The organism is Flavobacterium cerinum (assembly GCF_024496085.1).
GTDB classification, from domain to species: Bacteria; Bacteroidota; Bacteroidia; order Flavobacteriales; family Flavobacteriaceae; genus Flavobacterium; species Flavobacterium cerinum_A.
The window spans coordinates 905003-923811 of the sequence record NZ_CP101751.1 but is presented as its reverse complement, the minus strand read 5'-3'; the positions used below and the strand labels follow the sequence as shown (position 1 = coordinate 923811).

General features: G+C 37.0%; 14 protein-coding genes. 2 read left to right on the top strand and 12 right to left on the bottom strand.

Annotated features, from left to right (window positions below; translation table 11 throughout):
• Positions 1-91 precede the first annotated feature (91 nt).
• Together NOX80_RS04250 and NOX80_RS04245 are read left to right on the top strand one after the other, a co-directional pair.
• A complete protein-coding gene (locus tag NOX80_RS04250; RefSeq protein ID WP_256549711.1) occupies positions 92-520 on the top strand; it encodes a hypothetical protein in 429 nt (142 codons plus the stop codon).
• 14 nt (positions 521-534) lie between these two features.
• Positions 535-1386 carry an IS3 family transposase gene (locus NOX80_RS04245; RefSeq protein ID WP_256552081.1) on the top strand — a complete coding sequence of 284 codons (852 nt, stop codon included), beginning with the start codon at positions 535-537 and terminating at the stop codon, positions 1384-1386.
• A gap of 63 nt (positions 1387-1449) precedes the next feature.
• On the opposite strand, the gene NOX80_RS04240 is transcribed toward NOX80_RS04245, so the two are convergent.
• The 12 genes from NOX80_RS04240 to uvrC form a co-directional block, all read right to left on the bottom strand.
• Positions 1450-4152: a TonB-dependent receptor gene (locus NOX80_RS04240; RefSeq protein ID WP_256552080.1), complete on the bottom strand. Its 2703-nt coding sequence runs from the start codon at positions 4150-4152 to the stop codon at positions 1450-1452.
• 277 nt (positions 4153-4429) lie between these two features.
• A complete protein-coding gene (locus NOX80_RS04235; protein WP_256552079.1) occupies positions 4430-4939 on the bottom strand; it encodes a CPBP family intramembrane glutamic endopeptidase in 510 nt (169 codons plus the stop codon).
• A gap of 5 nt (positions 4940-4944) precedes the next feature.
• The gene (locus NOX80_RS04230; RefSeq protein WP_256552078.1) at positions 4945-5106 is read right to left on the bottom strand and encodes a hypothetical protein; all 162 of its coding nucleotides are present in this window, start codon (positions 5104-5106) and stop codon (positions 4945-4947) included.
• Positions 5107-5470: 364 nt separating this feature from the next.
• Positions 5471-7081 carry a glucose-6-phosphate isomerase gene (gene pgi, locus NOX80_RS04225; protein WP_256552077.1) on the bottom strand — a complete coding sequence of 537 codons (1611 nt, stop codon included), beginning with the start codon at positions 7079-7081 and terminating at the stop codon, positions 5471-5473.
• Positions 7082-8311, bottom strand: a complete 1230-nt coding sequence (locus NOX80_RS04220; RefSeq protein WP_256552076.1) for a M23 family metallopeptidase — start codon at positions 8309-8311, stop codon at positions 7082-7084.
• Between the two features lie 26 nt (positions 8312-8337).
• The gene (locus NOX80_RS04215) at positions 8338-9264 is read right to left on the bottom strand and encodes a tryptophan 2,3-dioxygenase family protein (protein WP_256552075.1); all 927 of its coding nucleotides are present in this window, start codon (positions 9262-9264) and stop codon (positions 8338-8340) included.
• Positions 9265-9266: 2 nt separating this feature from the next.
• A complete protein-coding gene (locus tag NOX80_RS04210; RefSeq protein ID WP_256552074.1) occupies positions 9267-10040 on the bottom strand; it encodes a DUF3108 domain-containing protein in 774 nt (257 codons plus the stop codon).
• Positions 10041-10338: 298 nt separating this feature from the next.
• Positions 10339-11499 (bottom strand): 4-hydroxyphenylpyruvate dioxygenase, encoded by a 1161-nt coding sequence (gene hppD / locus NOX80_RS04205; RefSeq protein WP_256552073.1) that lies wholly within the window; start codon positions 11497-11499, stop codon positions 10339-10341.
• Positions 11500-11585: 86 nt separating this feature from the next.
• A complete protein-coding gene (locus NOX80_RS04200; RefSeq protein ID WP_256552072.1) occupies positions 11586-12746 on the bottom strand; it encodes a homogentisate 1,2-dioxygenase in 1161 nt (386 codons plus the stop codon).
• Positions 12747-12993: 247 nt separating this feature from the next.
• Positions 12994-14631 carry an amino acid permease gene (locus NOX80_RS04195; protein ID WP_256552071.1) on the bottom strand — a complete coding sequence of 546 codons (1638 nt, stop codon included), beginning with the start codon at positions 14629-14631 and terminating at the stop codon, positions 12994-12996.
• Positions 14632-14745: 114 nt separating this feature from the next.
• Positions 14746-16947, bottom strand: a complete 2202-nt coding sequence (locus NOX80_RS04190; protein WP_256552070.1) for a patatin-like phospholipase family protein — start codon at positions 16945-16947, stop codon at positions 14746-14748.
• Position 16948: 1 nt separating this feature from the next.
• Positions 16949-18754 carry an excinuclease ABC subunit UvrC gene (gene uvrC, locus NOX80_RS04185; RefSeq protein WP_256552069.1) on the bottom strand — a complete coding sequence of 602 codons (1806 nt, stop codon included), beginning with the start codon at positions 18752-18754 and terminating at the stop codon, positions 16949-16951.
• Positions 18755-18809: the final 55 nt, after the last annotated feature.

The following is an 18809-nucleotide window of genomic DNA, read 5'->3' as shown; positions in this document are numbered from 1 at the left end:
AATAAAAAAACCTCCCTTTCTTTCGATTGGGAGGTTTTCTTATTATAACGGTGTCTCGTCCTGAAATAACGATACAAAAAAAAGCGTTATTATGGAAAAACAAACCACTTATGTTAAACGTACCCAAAAAGACTACTCCTTAAGTTTAAAGATTCAGATTACAAAGGAAATTGAATCGGGAGAATTGTCAACTTATGCAGCCCAGAAGAAATATGGTATCCAGGCACGGTCCACAGTTGTGAATTGGCTCAGAAAATATGGTAACTTTGATTGGGAGAACCAAACACCATCAAATATGCCAAAGACACCAGAACAACGAATTATGGAGCTTGAAGCCAAGGTAAAACTTTTGGAAAAGCAGAAAGCTCAGCTTGAAAAACAAAACCATATTTCTGATTCTAAAGCTATTATTTTTGATATGATGATAGACCTTGCGGAAAAGGAATACAATATCGATATTCGAAAAAACTTACCTCCCGGACAATCCAATCCTTTAGTCAAAAAAGGCAGGAAAACATAAGTTTTACCTGTGGTTTGTTCGGGATAAACAGGCAGGTTTATTATCGAAGTATTAAGCGCGCTAAATTCAGAAGAACCTTGGCAGAACAGGTTGTAACACTTGTAAAAGAGCAACGTATAGCTCAACCTCGGTTAGGAACACGTAAACTGTATCATATTCTTATAACTGAACTTAAAGCATTAAAAGTAGGCCGAGATAAGTTTTTTTCTATTTTAAAAGCTAATCATTTATTGATACACCCCAAAAGGAGTTATCATCTTACCACATGGTCACACCATCGTTTTAGAAAACATCCTAACTTGATAAAAGAGCTGGATATTACAAGGCCGGAACAAGTGTGGGTATCAGATATCACCTATATTGGAAAACGAGAAAAGCCTTGTTATCTGAGTTTAATAACTGATGCCTATTCAAAAAAGATAATGGGATATGATGTATCTGATTCTCTCAGTACACAAGGCTGTATCAGAGCCTTAAAAATGGCTCGTAAGAATAGGATATTTAAGTCTGAATCATTGATACATCATTCAGACAGGGGAATACAATATTGTTCGGATGAGTATCAGTATTTATTAAAGAAATACAGTCTAAAATGCAGTATGACACAAAACTCAGATCCGTATGAAAACGCAGTGGCTGAAAGAATAAACGGAATATTAAAACAAGAGTTTAGAATTGATACCTATCATCTTGAACTATATTTAATGAAGAAACTCATAGATGAGATTATTAAAAAATATAACCAGATTAGACCACATTGGTCAAACTATATGCTAACACCTAATCAAATGCATTTACAAAGAAGTATTAAAATAAAAACTTATAAAACAAAAAACAGAAGTAACTCGGAAGCTACTTCTGTCTAAAAAAGCTATTTTTACTAGTATTAATCCTGTATCGTTATTTTAGGACTAGTCACGGATAATTAATTAAAAGTTATATCGAAGTGTTACATTCCATGTTCTTCCGAATCCGAAATATCCCTGGTTTCCGTCAGCAATACCTTTGTAAACTCTACCAGTTGACTGATATGTTCCCTGAGCCGGGTTGGCATTATTGATATTTGCTGTTGTTTTAATATTACTTGTTAACTCTGTCAAATAGATTTCATTAAACAAGTTGTTAACGTTTAAACGGAACTGAACTGAGTTCTTTTTATCTTTTCCTACTAACATTTTGTAAGATACACCTGCATCAACCAAGTTATAAGATGGTAATTCCAAGTTGTCTTTTACAGCACCAACGTTAGCATATAATTTAGAGTAGTTTCTCCAGTCTGCATCAAAAGACAGACGTTCAACGATTTCGTATTTGAATCCTGCACCGAAAGTAGTTTGTGCAGCATCACCCACTTTACCTCCGTCTACATCTTCTCTCTTTTCATCTAATGTATTTAAACTTTCATCTCGCTGTGTCGTTACTACTTCTCCTTTGTATTTCCAGTTTCCAACAGAAGCAAAACCTTTAATTTCTAATTGACTGAATGGTTTTGCAATTACATCTAATTCCAAACCGTTGTGAATTTGTTCAACTCCCTGATTTGTTTTGTAGATTAGACTTCCCGCAGCTACAGGTGTTGTTCCGATAACGCCATCAGCAGTTGTTGTACTAGATGTTGTGGTTACTCTGTCTTTCCAAGATGTTCTGTAAGCATTAAGGTTAGCACTTAAAAATTTCGATTTAAAGCTATAACCTGCTTCCAAACCTAGAATTTTTTCGTTAGAAGATAACGGATTCACTGCATTTGTAAAGTTCAGGTACACATTATCATGGTAAGGTTGTCTTGAGTAATATCCTGCATTCACATAAAAAGAGTTGTTTTCGGTAATGTTGTAACTACCACCTCCTTTAACGTTATATCCCCAATTGTTTACTTTTTCAGAATCTTTAAATTGCGGTAGGTAATCATAACGATCCTCACGTTTGTGTGATTGGTTTGATACCGCTCCCTGGAAGAACGCCGATACTTTTTCATCCGAATATTCTAACTGACCGAATAATCCGCCATACGAAATGGTTTCGCTATAATCGTAATCAATTCTTTGGTTTTCCGGAGTAGTATTAAACATTGATGTCCATGGGTTTGTTCCCATTTGATCTGTTACTGTATTAAATACAGGTGGTGTAACCGTTTGGTGTGTATTATCTCTTAAAGATCTGGATTCTGTCCAGCTGTTTAATCCTAAGAAATTCGAAACTTGTCTGTAGTGTGTTCCGTTGTATGTTCTTAAATCCAAACCAAAGTTAAGGTTTAGGTTTTTCGTCAATTCTGTTTTTAGGTTTGACACCAATCCATACCAAGAGTGGTTGTTCATAGAAGAACGGATCAGGTAGTTATTATTCGGATTTCCGTCTCCGTTCGGAGCCGTCTGGTTGAAAGCATAAATACCGTCAAAATCGATTTGTCCGTCCGGAGTTCTTAGCTTGGCACTACTTTTTCCGTAGTTTCCAGTTCCTCCTCCACGTCCCCATGAAGCATATAATACAGAAGACAATTGTGTTTTATCACTGATTGTGTAATCCCAGTTAAAGTTGGCAACCGGTTTATGATAGAAGTTTGTTCTTTCAGAAAGGTATTTTCCGTTTAAAGTACCCCAGTTATCATTAAATCTTCTTCCTTTATCCAAATACGTTTTAATTGTTTTGGTAAAGTTCTGATCGTGCTCCTGTGGTGCACCGGTCAATAAGAAGTTAAAATTATGTTTGCTATTCGGCTGATATCCCACAGAGATAAAGTAGCTTTGCCCTTCACCTTTTGTTCCGTAGTTATATCCGTCTCCTTGCCAATGTGTAAACATAACGCTCATTCCCCATCCTTTTGCATTCATACCGGTATTGTAACCGATAGTCGATTTGAAATAATCGTTATTCGCCAATCCGAAAGAAGCGAATCCACCTTGTCTTTTATCTGTAGCTTTGGTAATAAAGTTAACCGTACCTCCCACTGAAGAGATGGCTAATTTAGAAGATCCCAAACCTCTTTGAATTTGAATACCATTTGCGATATCAGACATTCCGGACCAGTTAGACCAGTAAATTTTACCGTCTTCCATACCGTTGATTGGCTGACCGTTCAATAAGAAAGCCGTATTATCCTGTGCAAAACCACGAACATTTACTCTTGAATCACCGAATCCACCTGCCTGACCGGCAACGTAAACTGAAGGTGTATTTACCAATGTTTGTGTAATATCGGCTGATCCTACTTTAGCCTGAATTTCAGAAGCTTTGATAGTAGACACGGCAATCGGTGTTCTACGATCTTTTGCTAAGTCGATTACTCCTTTACCAACAACAACAATGTCTTCTAAGGTATTGGAATCCGATTGTAATTCTACGCTTCCAATGTTCACCGTTTTTCCGGATTCCCCTTTAAAAGTTACGGTTTTTGAAGCATATCCGATAAATGAAATGATCAATTCACCTGATTTTGCATTGGTAGTTAATGTAAATTTTCCGTCAAAATCGGTAGTAGTACCTTCGTTAGTTCCTTTAACAATAACGCTTGCTCCGGGAAGCGAACCTTTCAATTCGCCATCAGTGATGGTTCCTGTAATTTTGGTTTGTGAAAAGGCTACCGTTGACACTAAAGAGAATAGCATCAGTAATAACCAATTTTTCAAATTTTTCATGCTGCAGTTGTGTTTTAAAATTTTCCACAAAGTTTAGCCTTTTATTTTCACACAATGTTAACTCAATGTTAAGAAACGTTAAAAGATTAAACTATTATCACTTTTTAAACCCGTAGAAGAGAAATATTTATTTTTTAACTTCTTTTTAACTTAAACAATAAAAGAATCAAAATTATAACACCATAAAATTACAAAAGCTGTTATTTCAAATCTCTGAAAAACGGAAATGCCGTATTATTCTCAAAATAAAAGCAGTAGAACCACACCGGAACTAACATTATATTTCGATTTCCAACACATAGTTGAAGAAAAAAGTAATACCATTTAACAACGCATGTAATATCATGACAGCCAATATTGCATATTTTGTTTCATATTTCCGAAAGCACAGGTAATAAAAAGCCAATGATACTCCCATAATTGTAGCAAAAACAATATATATTATATTGTAGCTATGAGACAGTCCAAACAACAATGCCGAAACAAACAATGCTATTTGTTTGTTATATTTTGATCGCACCAAAAGACATAACTCTATAATACCATATTGAAAAATAAAGGTTTCAACTACCGGTGCCACTACAACAAGAAGAAAAAAAACCAAAATCAAACTCTTTCCCTCTAATGCTTCAATTTGATATGCATCTTCCTGAATAAAGTTACCGATTACAGAAATCAAAGTCGTTATAAAATACAACACCCCGAAAGCGGTTATAAATAACTTTGCTTTACTTAATGTTTTATGAAACCGGTATATCCTATTCAGAATTTCGATACTAAACACCATACAACCTAATCTCTCATAGTTTCTTCAAGCCATTCTTTCGCCTGTTCAATTTTACCTGAAGCATAGCCCATCGCATAACCCAACCAATACGCAATTTCCCCTCCTCCTCTAACAGACATCATTTCATGAGTACTTAACTCAATCATCTTTAATTTTTGTAAATCCATATTTTTTAATTTAAAATTTAGCTCTAAAAGCAATTTTATTCCGTATATCCACTTCGATTTAAGCATACGTCTCTTATGTTCAATACAGCTTAATCAACTCAAGAAATAATATTTTTCCAATCTTATTTCATTCAAAAGTATTTTAGGAATCAACTATCGGGGATTTGGCGTAATTATACGCTGGCATATCATCATAAAAACAATGATAATAACATATAAAAGGGGAGATTTTGAAAATTCAATCTTTCATAAAATCAAATAATCAGATTGTTAAATTAAAAAAACCAATCTAAAAAGACTGGTTTTTAACTTATATTTAACACGTAAAATATGATCAAATAATAGATTTCAAAATAACAATAGGCTATTTTAAATACTGATTTAAAAGAAAATTAGTCGACGAATCATGAGATCCGGCTTTATGATGAAGAATCTCATCCAAGATGGTATTAGCTAACGACTTGCCATATTCCACACCAAACTGATCAAAACTAAAGATATTCCAGATAACACCTTGTACAAATATTTTGTGCTCATACATGGCAATTAGACTTCCTAACGATTGTGGTGTGAGTTTATTTATTAACAATGTATTTGTTGGTCGGTTACCGTCAAACGTTTTAAACGGAATCAGATAGCTGTTTTCTGACGATTCATTTGTCGCTTCTGCTTCTGTTTTTCCGTTTAACAATGCCTCTGTCTGCGCAAAGAAATTTGACATCAGTATATCATGATGTTCTTTATTTCCGTAAAGTGACTCTTTAAATCCGATAAAATCGGCCGGAATTAATTTGGTTCCCTGATGGATTAATTGAAAAAAAGCATGTTGTGAATTACTTCCCGGTTCGCCCCAGATAATGGTTCCGGTTTGATAGTTTACCGGATAACCATCCCGATTTACCTGTTTTCCATTACTTTCCATGCAACTTTGCTGCAAATACGGAATCAGCTTCTTCAGGTAATCAGAATACGGGATTATCGCTTCGGTTTCGGCTTCAAAAAAATTGTTATACCAAATACTGATAAAAGCTAAAATCACCGGAATATTCGCATCAAAAGCAGCTGTTTTAAAATGTTCATCCATTTTATTCGCTCCCTTTAACAGCGATTCGAAATTCTCATATCCGATAGCCAGACTTATTGAAAGTCCAACGGCACTCCAAAGGGAAAATCTTCCGCCAACCCAATCCCACATCGGGAAAACATTGGTATCCGAAATACCGAATTCTGCTACTTTTTCAAGATTACAGGAAACTGCTACAAAGTGATGTGCAATATCTGTTTCAGAAGCCTCTTTTAAAAACCACTTTCTTATTGTTTGAGCATTCGTAAGCGTTTCCTGCGTAGTAAACGTTTTGGAAACAATCACAAACAAAGTGGTTTCCGGGTTAAGATATTTTAGTTTTTCAGCAATATGATCACCATCGATATTTGAAATAAAATGAAGTTTCAAGTGATTTCCGTAAAACTGAAGCGCTTCGACTACCATATCCGGTCCCAGATCAGACCCTCCGATACCAATATTTACAATATCAGTAAAGGTTTTATCGGTATAACCTCGTTTAGTTCCGTTAATCACAGCCTCAGAAAACACCCGGATTTGGTTTTTAACCGTGTTGATTTCCGGAATAATATTAACTCCGTCTACAAGGATTTCTTTTTCATCCGATCGCAATGCTGTATGCAATACGGCCCGTTCTTCGGTATGATTAATCTTATCTCCTGAAAAATACTTTTGGATTGCTGCTTTCAGATCAACCTCTTCCGCCAATTCGCCAAAAAGGTCAAGCGTTTTTTTTTCAATGCGGTTTTTAGAATAGTCCAGCAAAAAGTCGTTCCATAGAATATGCAGCTTTTCCGTCCTGTTATTATCGGACTTAAAAAGATCTTGCATTTTCACATATTGCATTTCACTAAAATGCGTACGCAGTTTTTGCCAGGCAACTGTTCCTGTAGGATTTGTATTCTCTAACATTTATTCTCCAAACTTAGCTATTGAGACACTGTCTAATTCTTTTTTAAGCGGTTTGATATATTCCATATATCGCGCTTTATATTTAGCATTCATCGGTTCCGAATTCGGAAGTTTCTGACGCAACGGATCCACTTGAATTCCGTTTCTCCAGAAACGATAACACACATGCGGTCCTGTTGCCAATCCGGTACTACCTACTCTTCCGATCACATCACCTTGTTGCACCCGTTGCCCCTGTCGAACTAAAATCTTTGACATATGCAAGTATTGCGTTGCATAGGTTCCGTTGTGTTTTACTTTTACAAAGTTACCATTTCCTGCGGTATATCCGGTACGTTCTACAACACCGGATGCAGTTGTCATAATCGGAGTTCCTGTTGGCGCAGCATAATCCGTTCCGTTATGCGCTTTCCATTTTAATTGCACCGGGTGAAAACGGCTTTTGGTAAAACGTGATGTAATATTAACAAATTTTAGCGGTGCTTTTAAGAACATATTTTTCAGCACTTTCCCTTCTTCATCAAAATAATCGACTCTTTTGGAATTCGGATCTTGTTTAAAAGGGAACGCATAAACTTTTTTCCCTTTGTATTCGAAGTAGGACGCATCAATACTTTCAATTCCCGCGTAAATTGTATCGCTAATGTATTTTTCGTTGATCGTTACTGCAAATTTATCGCCTTTCTGAATTTTAAAGAAGTCGATTGACCAGGCATAGATACGGGATAATTCCGGTGCCAATGCTGCTGATACGCCTGCGTTTTTTAAGGTTTCAGAAACCGATCCGTCAATAGCGGCAGCAATCGTTCTTCTTTTTATCGTTACCGGGCGTTGTTTTTTATGCACCACGATCGAATCCCGAAGGTCAACCACATAATATGTCATTCGATCCGGTTGATAAATAAAGACTTTCAGATCGTGAGGTGCGGTTTTATTCTGCAATAAAGTATAAGGCTTGCCAATCCTGATATCTCGAACATTAAAGCTGTCTTTTATTTTTTCGTTAATTTCATGAATCCGGGCTGCGTCAAAATTTTGCGTCCCAAGAATCTTCCCGAAGCTGTCTCCTGATTTAACGGTATCATTAACGACTTTAAAATCGTTAAGTGTAAAACCGTATTCCACCAGGATTTTTTCTTTTTTAACAGCGGGTGCTTTAACTTCCTTTTCTTCTTTTTTATTACAGGCAAATAATGTTGTTAATACTAATATGATGGCAATATATTTCAATTCTAGTAGGTTTAGCGGTTATTCATTTATTCTCCCCATTTCTCCAATTCTTCATCCGACCAAAGTTCCGGGAAGAAAATTCTTCGTTGATATTTGGGCAACATATATTTTTTCCAATCACTTCCTCCGGTTGCTTCCTGTGTTCCCGGTACACTTTCAATATATTTGACTGCTGCATTATAATGCCCCATAACCCAGGTAATATTTACCGTTTTATCGTAGTGGCGCATGGCTTCGACCAAAGCTTCATTTTTCTGGTCTTCCTCCGGCAATTGTTTGAATTTTCGCCAAAGATTAATAGTATTAAATTCTTCCATATGCGCCAGGAAGGATTTTTTATATTTTTTCTCGAACTCCTTGATCAAATATGACTTTTCTCCTGTTCTGTAATCTTTTCCGGCAGCTTGCCAGTACAAATGTTCGAAAGCGTGTTCATAAGGCGTGTTTCTGTCGATTGTAGCACGGAAGCGATTATCGATCAGATTAATCAGGTCAGTCGACGCAAATTCGATCAAACGGTATTGCGCACTTTGAAAGCCACTGGCCGGTGTAAGTGTATTTCGGAATTTTAGGTATTGATCAACAGCCATTCCTTCTTTCATAATATCAAAAGAAGTCGTTAGCATATCAAAATAACGACTGATCCGCATCAGTTTTTCGGTAAAAAACGATGTTGTCAGTTCGTTGCAATGCGCCAATTGGTTGATTTCCCAAAGGATCATTTTAAAAAGCAATTCATTCACCTGATGGTACATAATAAATACCATTTCATCGGGCAATGTAGTCCGTTGTACCTGGAGACTTAAAAGCGGATCTGTTTGTATATAATCCCAATAGGTTATCGGTTTTGACCAAAGCAATCCCTCTAAATGGGTTTCTGTTTTCTGATTTATCGCTTTATATTTTGCATCTATTTCATCAATCTTATTCTGGATCTCTGAGGTAATTTTCATTATTATTTCACTTTAATTTTGAAAGAATTTTTCAGTCCTTTGAATTCATCTAAATCGGCTTTCAAAGAACCTACAGCCAAGCTTGCCTTGATTCGTATCGGCAAACGGTTCTCATCGTCTGATATCCAAACTGTTAAACTCTCCTGTTCTTTAAAAACACGGCCAGCCTGAACATACGGTCGGAATATCATCGTGGAAATGGTCCCAAATTTAGTTTTTAAATCTTCTCTACCGAGAAACTTTAGCTTAAATTTAAAGGTTTCGTCATCAAAAAACATGTCGATCACGATAGATTCCCCTTCTTTTAGGTTATCTATACGGGGATGGTTTCTCAAATAATAGAATGAAGATACGATATCCTGAACATTCTCGGGCACAGAAAACGTATTTTCGGTGTTCTTTTCATAATCTTTCACAAAAACTGTTTTTTTTGTTTGATTAAAGAACCCTTCCTGGTTTTTCTTATAGCCCCCTTCGTTGATTTTTCTGACAAACTGATATGGCCGACCGGTTTGTTTATCAATATAACTTTGATAATCGTCCTCGACTTTAAAGAAAAATTTGGTCATCCCGGTTGTATAACCGTTTCCGATAATATGATGTACTTTTTTGTTGTTACGAACAGCGTCTTGCACTTCCAGTGTTGCATAACCGGCATTTACAATACCGTAATGGATCCGGAATTTAAACCATTCGCCCGTTGTAAAAGCAGAGTCTTTCTGGGCAAATGTAACCGCAGTTATCAGAAGGAAAAATAATATTGCCGTTTTTTTCATTGGATCTCATTTTAAACATTCGTAATAACAAATTGCAATTTCTGTTCCAAAAATAAGAAACAAAAAAACTCAGCCAAAAAAATGACTGAGTTTTTATGCTATTAACCAACCAAAAAACTATAAATTATGAAAATTTATTTCACAAATCTGAGGCTTATGAGTACCTCATTTTTGCGAGTGCAAATGTAGCTAGTTTTTTTATTGATTTACAAACGAAATTTCAACTTTAACACAATATTAGCAAAAAACAGGTCTTTTCAAGCCTTATTTTTGAAACATTATCATTAAATCGAACTTTTTACAAAGTTCCTCTCAATTCCTGCTCTCTTTCAATCGATTCAAATAACGCTTTGAAGTTACCTGCACCGAATCCGCGAGCTCCCATACGTTGGATAATTTCATAAAACAACGTTGGTCTGTCTTCAACAGGCTTCGTAAAAATCTGCAATAAGTATCCTTCTTCATCCGCATCGATCATGATCGCCAGCTTTTCTAATTCAGCAATATCTTCTTTCATCATTGCCATATGCTCACCTAATCTTTCCGGAATAGCTTCATAATAGGCTTTTGGCGGAGCTGATAAAAATTCCACTCCTCTTGCTTTTAACTGAGAAACCGTAGAAATGATATCGTCGGTTGCGATTGCGATGTGCTGCACTCCCGGTCCGTTATAAAAATCTAAATATTCTTCGATCTGAGAACGTTTTGCTCCTTCAGCCGGCTCGTTAATCGGGAATTTGATACGTCCGTTACCGTTAGACATTACCTTACTCATCAAAGCTGAATATTCGGTATGGATCTGTTTGTCGTCGAATGAAAGGAAGTTTACAAATCCCATTACATCTTCGTACCATTTTACCCACGTATTCATTTCATTCCATCCCACATTTCCAACCATGTGATCAATGTATTTTAAGCCAACCGATTCCGGGTTATAATCCGATTTCCATTCTTTATAACCTGGCAAGAATACACCGTTATAGTTTTTACGTTCCACAAAAATGTGTACGGTTTCCCCATAAGTGTAAATCCCGGAACGCACTACTTCACCAAACTCATCTTTTTCAACTGTTGGCTCCATAAACGGACGGGCTCCTCTTTTTGTTGTTTCTTCAAACGATTTCGTAGCATCCTCAACCCATAAAGCAACAACCTTAACACCATCTCCGTGTTTTACGATGTGCTCATTAATTGGCGAATCAGCATTTAGAGGCGTTGTTAACACTAAACGAATCTTATCTTGCTTTAACACATATGACGCTCTGTCTCTTACTCCTGTTTCCAATCCGGCATATGCTAATGACTGATAACCGAATGCTGTTTTATAGTAATGCGCCGCTTGTTTTGCGTTTCCTACATAAAATTCAACATAATCTGTTCCTAATAGCGGAAGAAAATCCTGCGCTCCTTCAAATATTTTTTCTAATCCGTATTCAACCGATTTAACTTCTTTACTCATGGTATTATTATTTTATTCAGCGGATTCATTTCAATGCGAATGAATCTGCGTCGTGTTTATTAATGTTTGTTTGTTTTTAAATAATATTAATGCTCCAACCAGGATTGGTAGTATTTCTCATCGGCAATTTTCATAGCCTCTTCGGTAAGCATTAACGGTTTAAAGGTATCTACCATTACGGCTAATTCCTGTGTTTCCGTTTTGCCGATACTTCTTTCAACAGCTCCCGGGTGCGGTCCATGCGGAATACCAGCCGGGTGTAATGAGATGTGTCCCGCTTCAATATCGTTTCGACTCATAAAATCACCGTCCACATAGTACAGTACTTCATCGCTATCGATATTACTGTGATTGTATGGCGCCGGAATGGCTTGCGGGTGATAATCATATAGTCTTGGCACAAACGAGCAAACCACAAAAGCATCCGTTTCGAAAGTTTGGTGTACCGGTGGCGGTTGGTGAATACGTCCTGTTATCGGTTCAAAATCATGAATCGACAACGCATAAGGATAATTAAATCCATCATAACCAACCACATCAAATGGATGGGTTGCATATACCATTTCGAAAATTTCGTCTTTCTTCTTTACTTTAATTACGAAATCTCCTTTTTCATTATAGGTTTCCAATTCTTCCGGACGACGGATATCACGCTCACAGAACGGAGAATGTTCTAAAAGCTGACCAAACCAGTTACGGTATCGTTTCGGTGTATAAATAGGTCTTCTGGATTCTACGATAAACAAACGGTTATCATCGGTATCAAAATCGATTTTGTAGATCATTCCACGTGGCACAATCAGGTAATCTCCGTATTTAAAATCCAGATTTCCTAACATTGTTCTTAGTTTACCTGTACCTCTGTGGATAAAGATCATTTCATCGGCATCGGTATTCTTGTAAAAATAATCACGGGTAGATTCTTTTGGCGCCGCCAGAATAATAGTACAGTCACTATTTGTCAGCACTGCTTTTCGGCTTTCCAGATAATCGTTTTCAGGTGTAACCTGAAATCCTCTTAACCGGTACGACTGAATATTGTTTCCTTTAGCAATTTTAGGCGCAACACTATACTGTTTACGGATTTCCTTTACTTGCGTCGGACGATGTTCATGATACATATTGGTTGACATTCCGTCAAATCCAATGGTACCAAAAAGTTGTTCGTAATACAAATCGCCGTTTGGTTTACGAAAAATGGTATGTCTTTTTGGTGGAATCTGTCCTAATTTATGGTAAAATGGCATAGTTCTTAATTTTAAAAATTTAAAATGTGCAACCCGGATGATACACCGTGCTGTTGAAATATTTTAACATAAACAATACCCTCATTCCGGATTTCTCTTAATGAGGTATTTTAGCAGTCCTAACAAGCCTTCCCAATGTAAACTCATAATCATACAAATATCGGGATTTTATCACATTTGTTTAAAATAAAAATTCCCAAAAAAATGACAAGTTGCCTTTTTTTGGGAATTTTAAACTATTTTTTTCTTATTTGTTTTTTTTATAACTGATCGCATAGACTACCGCATGAATTGCAGCAAACGCCAGCGAGAAGTAATAAATAAACGTATCGTCTACTTCAGGGTTCGAATGATGTACAACTGCTACAATAGCTAATGCCACCACCATTGCAAGTCCCGAAAGACTTACTACCTTATAACTTTTAGCATCGAAAGTACCGTTATTCAGAATACTGTGTTTCATTCCGTAGAAGATATACAAATCAAATCCGATCATCATCCAAACGATTAAACGAATCCAGGTATCTAACGGAAGGAAAACCATCATAAACAAACACACTAAAACTCCTAAAACCGGAACCAATGGCACTAATGGCGTTTTAAAAGCTCTTGGTGCATCCGGCATTGTTTTACGCATTACAATAACACCCAAACAAACCAGGATAAAGGCGAATAAAGTTCCGATACTGGTCATTTCTCCAACCACTCGTGCCGGTACAAAGGCAGCGAATAAACTCACGATTAACATAAACAACATGTTGTTTTTAGCCGGAGTTCTGTATTTAGGATGCACTTCTGAGAATACTTTCGGCATTAAACCATCTTTACTCATCGAGAAGAATACACGACTTTGTCCCATTAACATTACTAAAATTACCGAAGCATAACCTGCAAGAATCGCTAATATAATCGCTTTGTTTAACCATGGAAACGCCGGCGTTATCATACCGGAAGCATCTGCTGTTCCCATATGATCGATTGCAATAGCTACCGGCGCAATACCATCGGCACCTGCAAACGCAGAGTAATTCACTACTCCTGTCATTACATGGGCAAAAAGAATATATAATACAGTACAAATAACTAACGATAATAAAATACCGATTGGCATATCTCTTTTCGGATTTTTAGCTTCCTGAGCTGCTGTAGAAACCGCATCGAAACCAATATAAGCGAAGAATACGATAGCGGCTGCACGAATAATTCCGGTAAATCCGAACTCTCCGAAAGTACCTGTGTTTTCAGGAATATACGGTGTATAATTTTCCGGACGGATATATTGCCATCCTAATGCGATGAATACCAAAACTACAGTCACTTTTAACAACACGATAATACCGTTTACAAAAGCCGATTCTTTCGTTCCCCGCATCAACACTAATGACATTACCATTACGATTAATACCGCCGGTACATTAATTATACCGCCTTCAAACGGAGAATGTGTAAGCTGTTCGCTAAGATGTATCCCATAGCCATCTAAAAACTTGGTGAGATATCGCGACCAGCTAATGGAAACGGTGGCCGCACCTACGGCATATTCCAATACTAAGTCCCAACCGATAATCCAGGCAATAAACTCACCCATAGTAGCAAACGAGTACGTATAAGCACTACCTGCTACCGGGATCATCGATGAAAACTCAGCATAGCACAAACCTGCAAAAAGACAACCTATGGCTGCCACGACAAAGGAGATAGTGATCGCCGGACCTGCATTTGTTGCCGCAGCTAAACCTGTTATCGAAAACAATCCCGCTCCAATAATCGCTCCAACTCCCAATGCCGTTAGTCCCGGTGCTGTTAATGTTTTCTTTAATCCTTTCTCTGATTCCGAGGCTTCTTCGATTAGTTGCCCCAGCGGTTTACGCTTCCAAATTGACATAAATATAGTTTTTCGGTTTTTTTTAGTTTCCAAAAATATAATTTTTTAAAAACATTCACATATAAAATACACTTTAATCCAAAAAAAGGCTCATTTTAAACGTTTTCTGTAAGATTAAAACCAAAAACCTACGCTAAACCAGGTATGTCCGTCTTTCGTTTCCGGTGACCAACTGTATTTTATTTCTATCGGACCGATTAATGTTTCAAAACCGTAACCCAAAGCGTACCCGGAATAATTAGCATTTAAAAACCAGTCGGTAGTATTAAAAATCTTTTGTCCGACGTTGGCATAATTTGCCGTGAAGTTAATATGGTGTTTTTTATAAAATTCATAATCCAATGTTGCACTTCCTTTGACATAACTATCACCTGCAATACTTAGAAAGTCATACCCATAGAAATGGCGGAAGTTATTAATCATCTGATAGCCGTAACCTCCGAGAACAAAGTTAAAATACGGCACGCCTTCCCGTCCGATTGTAAATCCGGCTTCCGACTGTAATTTCAATGAAATTGTTTTATAAAATGTTTTTACAATACCGGCATCCGCTTTAGCGATAGAAAACTGACTTAAATGATCTGCTCCGTTCTTGGTATAAAGCGTTGTATGAAAATCACCGGCAAAATACCATCCTCTTTTGGGAAAATATTTTTGATCAAATGAATCATACTTCAGATTTCCGAAAACCGAAAAATAATCATCACTACTGATAAGTCCGCCAACATTTTCGAGCGTTGACGATTTAATTTTTAAGTGTTTGTGTTCGAATCCGGCTCCGATCAGGAATTTTTGCGCAAAAACGGTTTGCAGATAAATTTGATTGGTGAAGTCCGAAAAATCGACATTAATAGACTTTAGTCCGAGGTTATTCAATATTACCCCTTCACTAAAATCAGTTGCTACATTTTTATTAAAATGATTGTATCGGGAATTAAATCCGAAACTCCAGTAAAAACCGTTATCGATGTAATAATTCAGGTTATATCGGAAATTATCACCCAGCATCACATCCAATGATACCACGTCATTTTTCAGCAGAAATTTTTTCTGAGTAGCATTAAGTAGTACGGCACTTTTATACAGCTCATCATAATGCAATCCGAATTTCAAATAGCGATTAACCGGGTTTTCTTTTAGATTTAAAACCAGATTATCTCCTTTTTCCGCTTCTTCAAAATAATACGAAATCGAGCTAAAGTTCTGCGTGGCATTCAGATTATTAATTCCTTTATCCAAAACTGCATTTGTTATTTTAGAATTCTGATGAAACCGTAGTTTCCCCAGAACATAAGCCCGGGTATATCCTTCAAGTCCGTTGATTTCAATACGGGAAATCTGCAACGTATCTGTTAATCTTCTTGGTTCAAACAAAACTGATTTACTGGCTATTTCGCCCAATTTTGCCAATTCTTCGTAAACCGAAAAAGCCGCTTCTTCCCCTTTTTTTATAATTTCACCTCCCTGATCGAACGAAATCACCGAATAACCGTGAATATTGGGTTTGATATAGATATCGGTTGCTTTCTTTTTGGCTTCCATTTGTCCGATCATCGAAAAATTCGTGATTTGTAGCAACACTCCTGTCGCACCTCCGATATTACTTCGATCTTTCAATCCATCCTGCACATCCACTCCGATGATAATATCCGCACCCATCTTTTTGATTTCTTCAATCGGATAATTATCTACAACACCACCATCAATCAGAATTCGGTTATCGATTTCTACGGGAGAATACAAAGACGGAAAAGCACCACTCGCTAATATCGCCTGCGGAAGAATCCCTTTTCGCAATACTATTTTCTCACCGGTTTCAATATCGGTTGCGATACAAACAAAAGGAATCGGTAAATCATTAAAATCACGAATATGCCGTACATGATTGGTCAGACGGCTTAACAGATTGTAGTTATATAACCCTTTGGAAAGCGCGGTAGGAACACCGATTTTAAATTTATTAAACGGAAGTGATAAAGCATATACTTCGTCATTTCGTTTTTCAAAAAAGCTTTTAGACGTACGCGGAATATAATCCTGAAGTAAAGCATCTGAATCGACTTCACGGAAGATCGAATCCAATTGCCGGGCCGAATAACCCGAGGCATACAATCCGCCGATAATCGCTCCCATACTGGTTCCTCCGATATAATCGACCTGTACACCGGCTTCTTCCAAAACCTTTAATACTCCTATATGAGCCAATCCTTTTGCTCCGCCACCACTCAACACTACACCGACTTTAGGTCTTTTATTCTGCGAATGCATCCCCTGTATAAAACACAAGCTTAGCAAGAGTAGTAGTATTTTTTTCATATCACTCGGAAGAATTGGTTGCCTTGTAAAATTCGGTAATTTTTTTGGCTTTTGAAAGCCCAACCACATCAGAAATTTCTTTTTCTGATGCCTGAGCCAGTCTTTTTACCGATTTAAAATGTGTTAACAACGTAATCATGGTTTTTTCACCAATCCCCGGAATGGATTCTATAGAAGTCTGCAAGGCATTTTTACTTCTTTTATCACGGTGAAAGGTAATTCCGAAACGGTGTGCTTCATTCCTTAAATGTTGGATCGTTTTAAGGGTTTCTGATTTTTTATCGAGATACATCGGCACCGAATCGCCCGGATAGTAGATTTCCTCCAATCTTTTAGCAATACCGATGATTGCTATTTTTCCCCGTAATCCTAATTCCTCCAGACTTTTTAATGCGGAAGACAACTGTCCTTTCCCACCATCAATGATTATCAATTGTGGTAACGGCTGATTTTCATCGAGTAATCGTTTATAACGGCGATATACCACTTCTTCCATTGAAGCAAAATCATTAGGTCCTTCAACCGTTTTAATATTAAAATGGCGATAATCTTTTTTACTTGGTTTTCCGTCTTTAAAAACAACACAGGCGGAAACCGGATTGGTTCCCTGAATATTCGAGTTATCAAAACATTCGATATGACGCGGCTCAACCGACAAACGCAGGTCTTTTTGCATTTGTGCCATAATCCGATTGGTATGTCGGTCCGGATCCACGATCTTGATTTGCTTTAACTGATCAAGTCGGTAATATTTTGCATTGCGTTCCGACAAATCCAGAATCTGTTTTTTATCGCCCAATTTCGGAACAGTTACCCTTAAAGCATCACCGAAATCCATTTCAAACGGTACGATAATTTCTTTTGAATTGAGTCGGAAACGTTCCCGTAATTCCACAATTGCCAGTTCCAAAAGTTCCTGATCGGTTTCTTCCAACTTCTTTTTCAGTTCCATTGTATGTGAGCGAATAATTGCTCCGTGCGAAATCTGTAAAAAGTTGACATACGCCATACTTTCATCGGATACGATAGAAAAGACATCGATATTGGAAATCTTCGGATTTAAAATGGTTGACTTCGCCTGGTAATTCTCCAATACTTCTATTTTGTCTTTTATTTTTTGCGCTTCTTCAAACTTCATTTCCATAGCCAATGCCGTCATGTGTTTTTTGAAGTCTTTTAAACTCTCTTTAAAATTCCCTTTCAGGATTTCGCGGATTGCATCGACCTGTCTTTGATAATTTTCCAGACTTTCATATCCTTCACAAGGTCCTTTGCAATTTCCGATATGATATTCAAGGCAAACCTTATATTTTCCACTGTCAATATTCGCTTTACTCAAATCGTAATTACAGGTTCGCAACGGATATAATTCTTTGATCAGCTCCAACAACGTATTTACCGTTTTAAAACTCGTATACGGACCAAAGTATTCCGATCCGTCCTTTATCATATTACGGGTTGGAAATATTCGCGAAAACGGTTCTTTTTTAATACAAATCCACGGATAGGTTTTATCGTCTTTTAAGAGAACGTTATACCGTGGTTGTAATTTTTTAATCAAATTATTTTCCAGTAAAAGCGCATCCGTTTCAGTTGGCACTACGATATGCTTGATCGATACGATTTTTTTCACCAGAACATTTGTCTTGGCCGTATCATGCACTTTATTAAAATAGGAAGCGACTCTTTTTTTTAGGTTTTTCGCTTTTCCAACATATAGAATTTTCCCGTCTTTGTCATAATATTGGTACACGCCCGGACTATCGGGCAACGTTTGTATCTGAAGCTCTAAAGAAGGAATACTCATTGTGGTCTGCTAGTTTTCGGAATTGACTTCAAATTTACAAATAACATTTCTGATA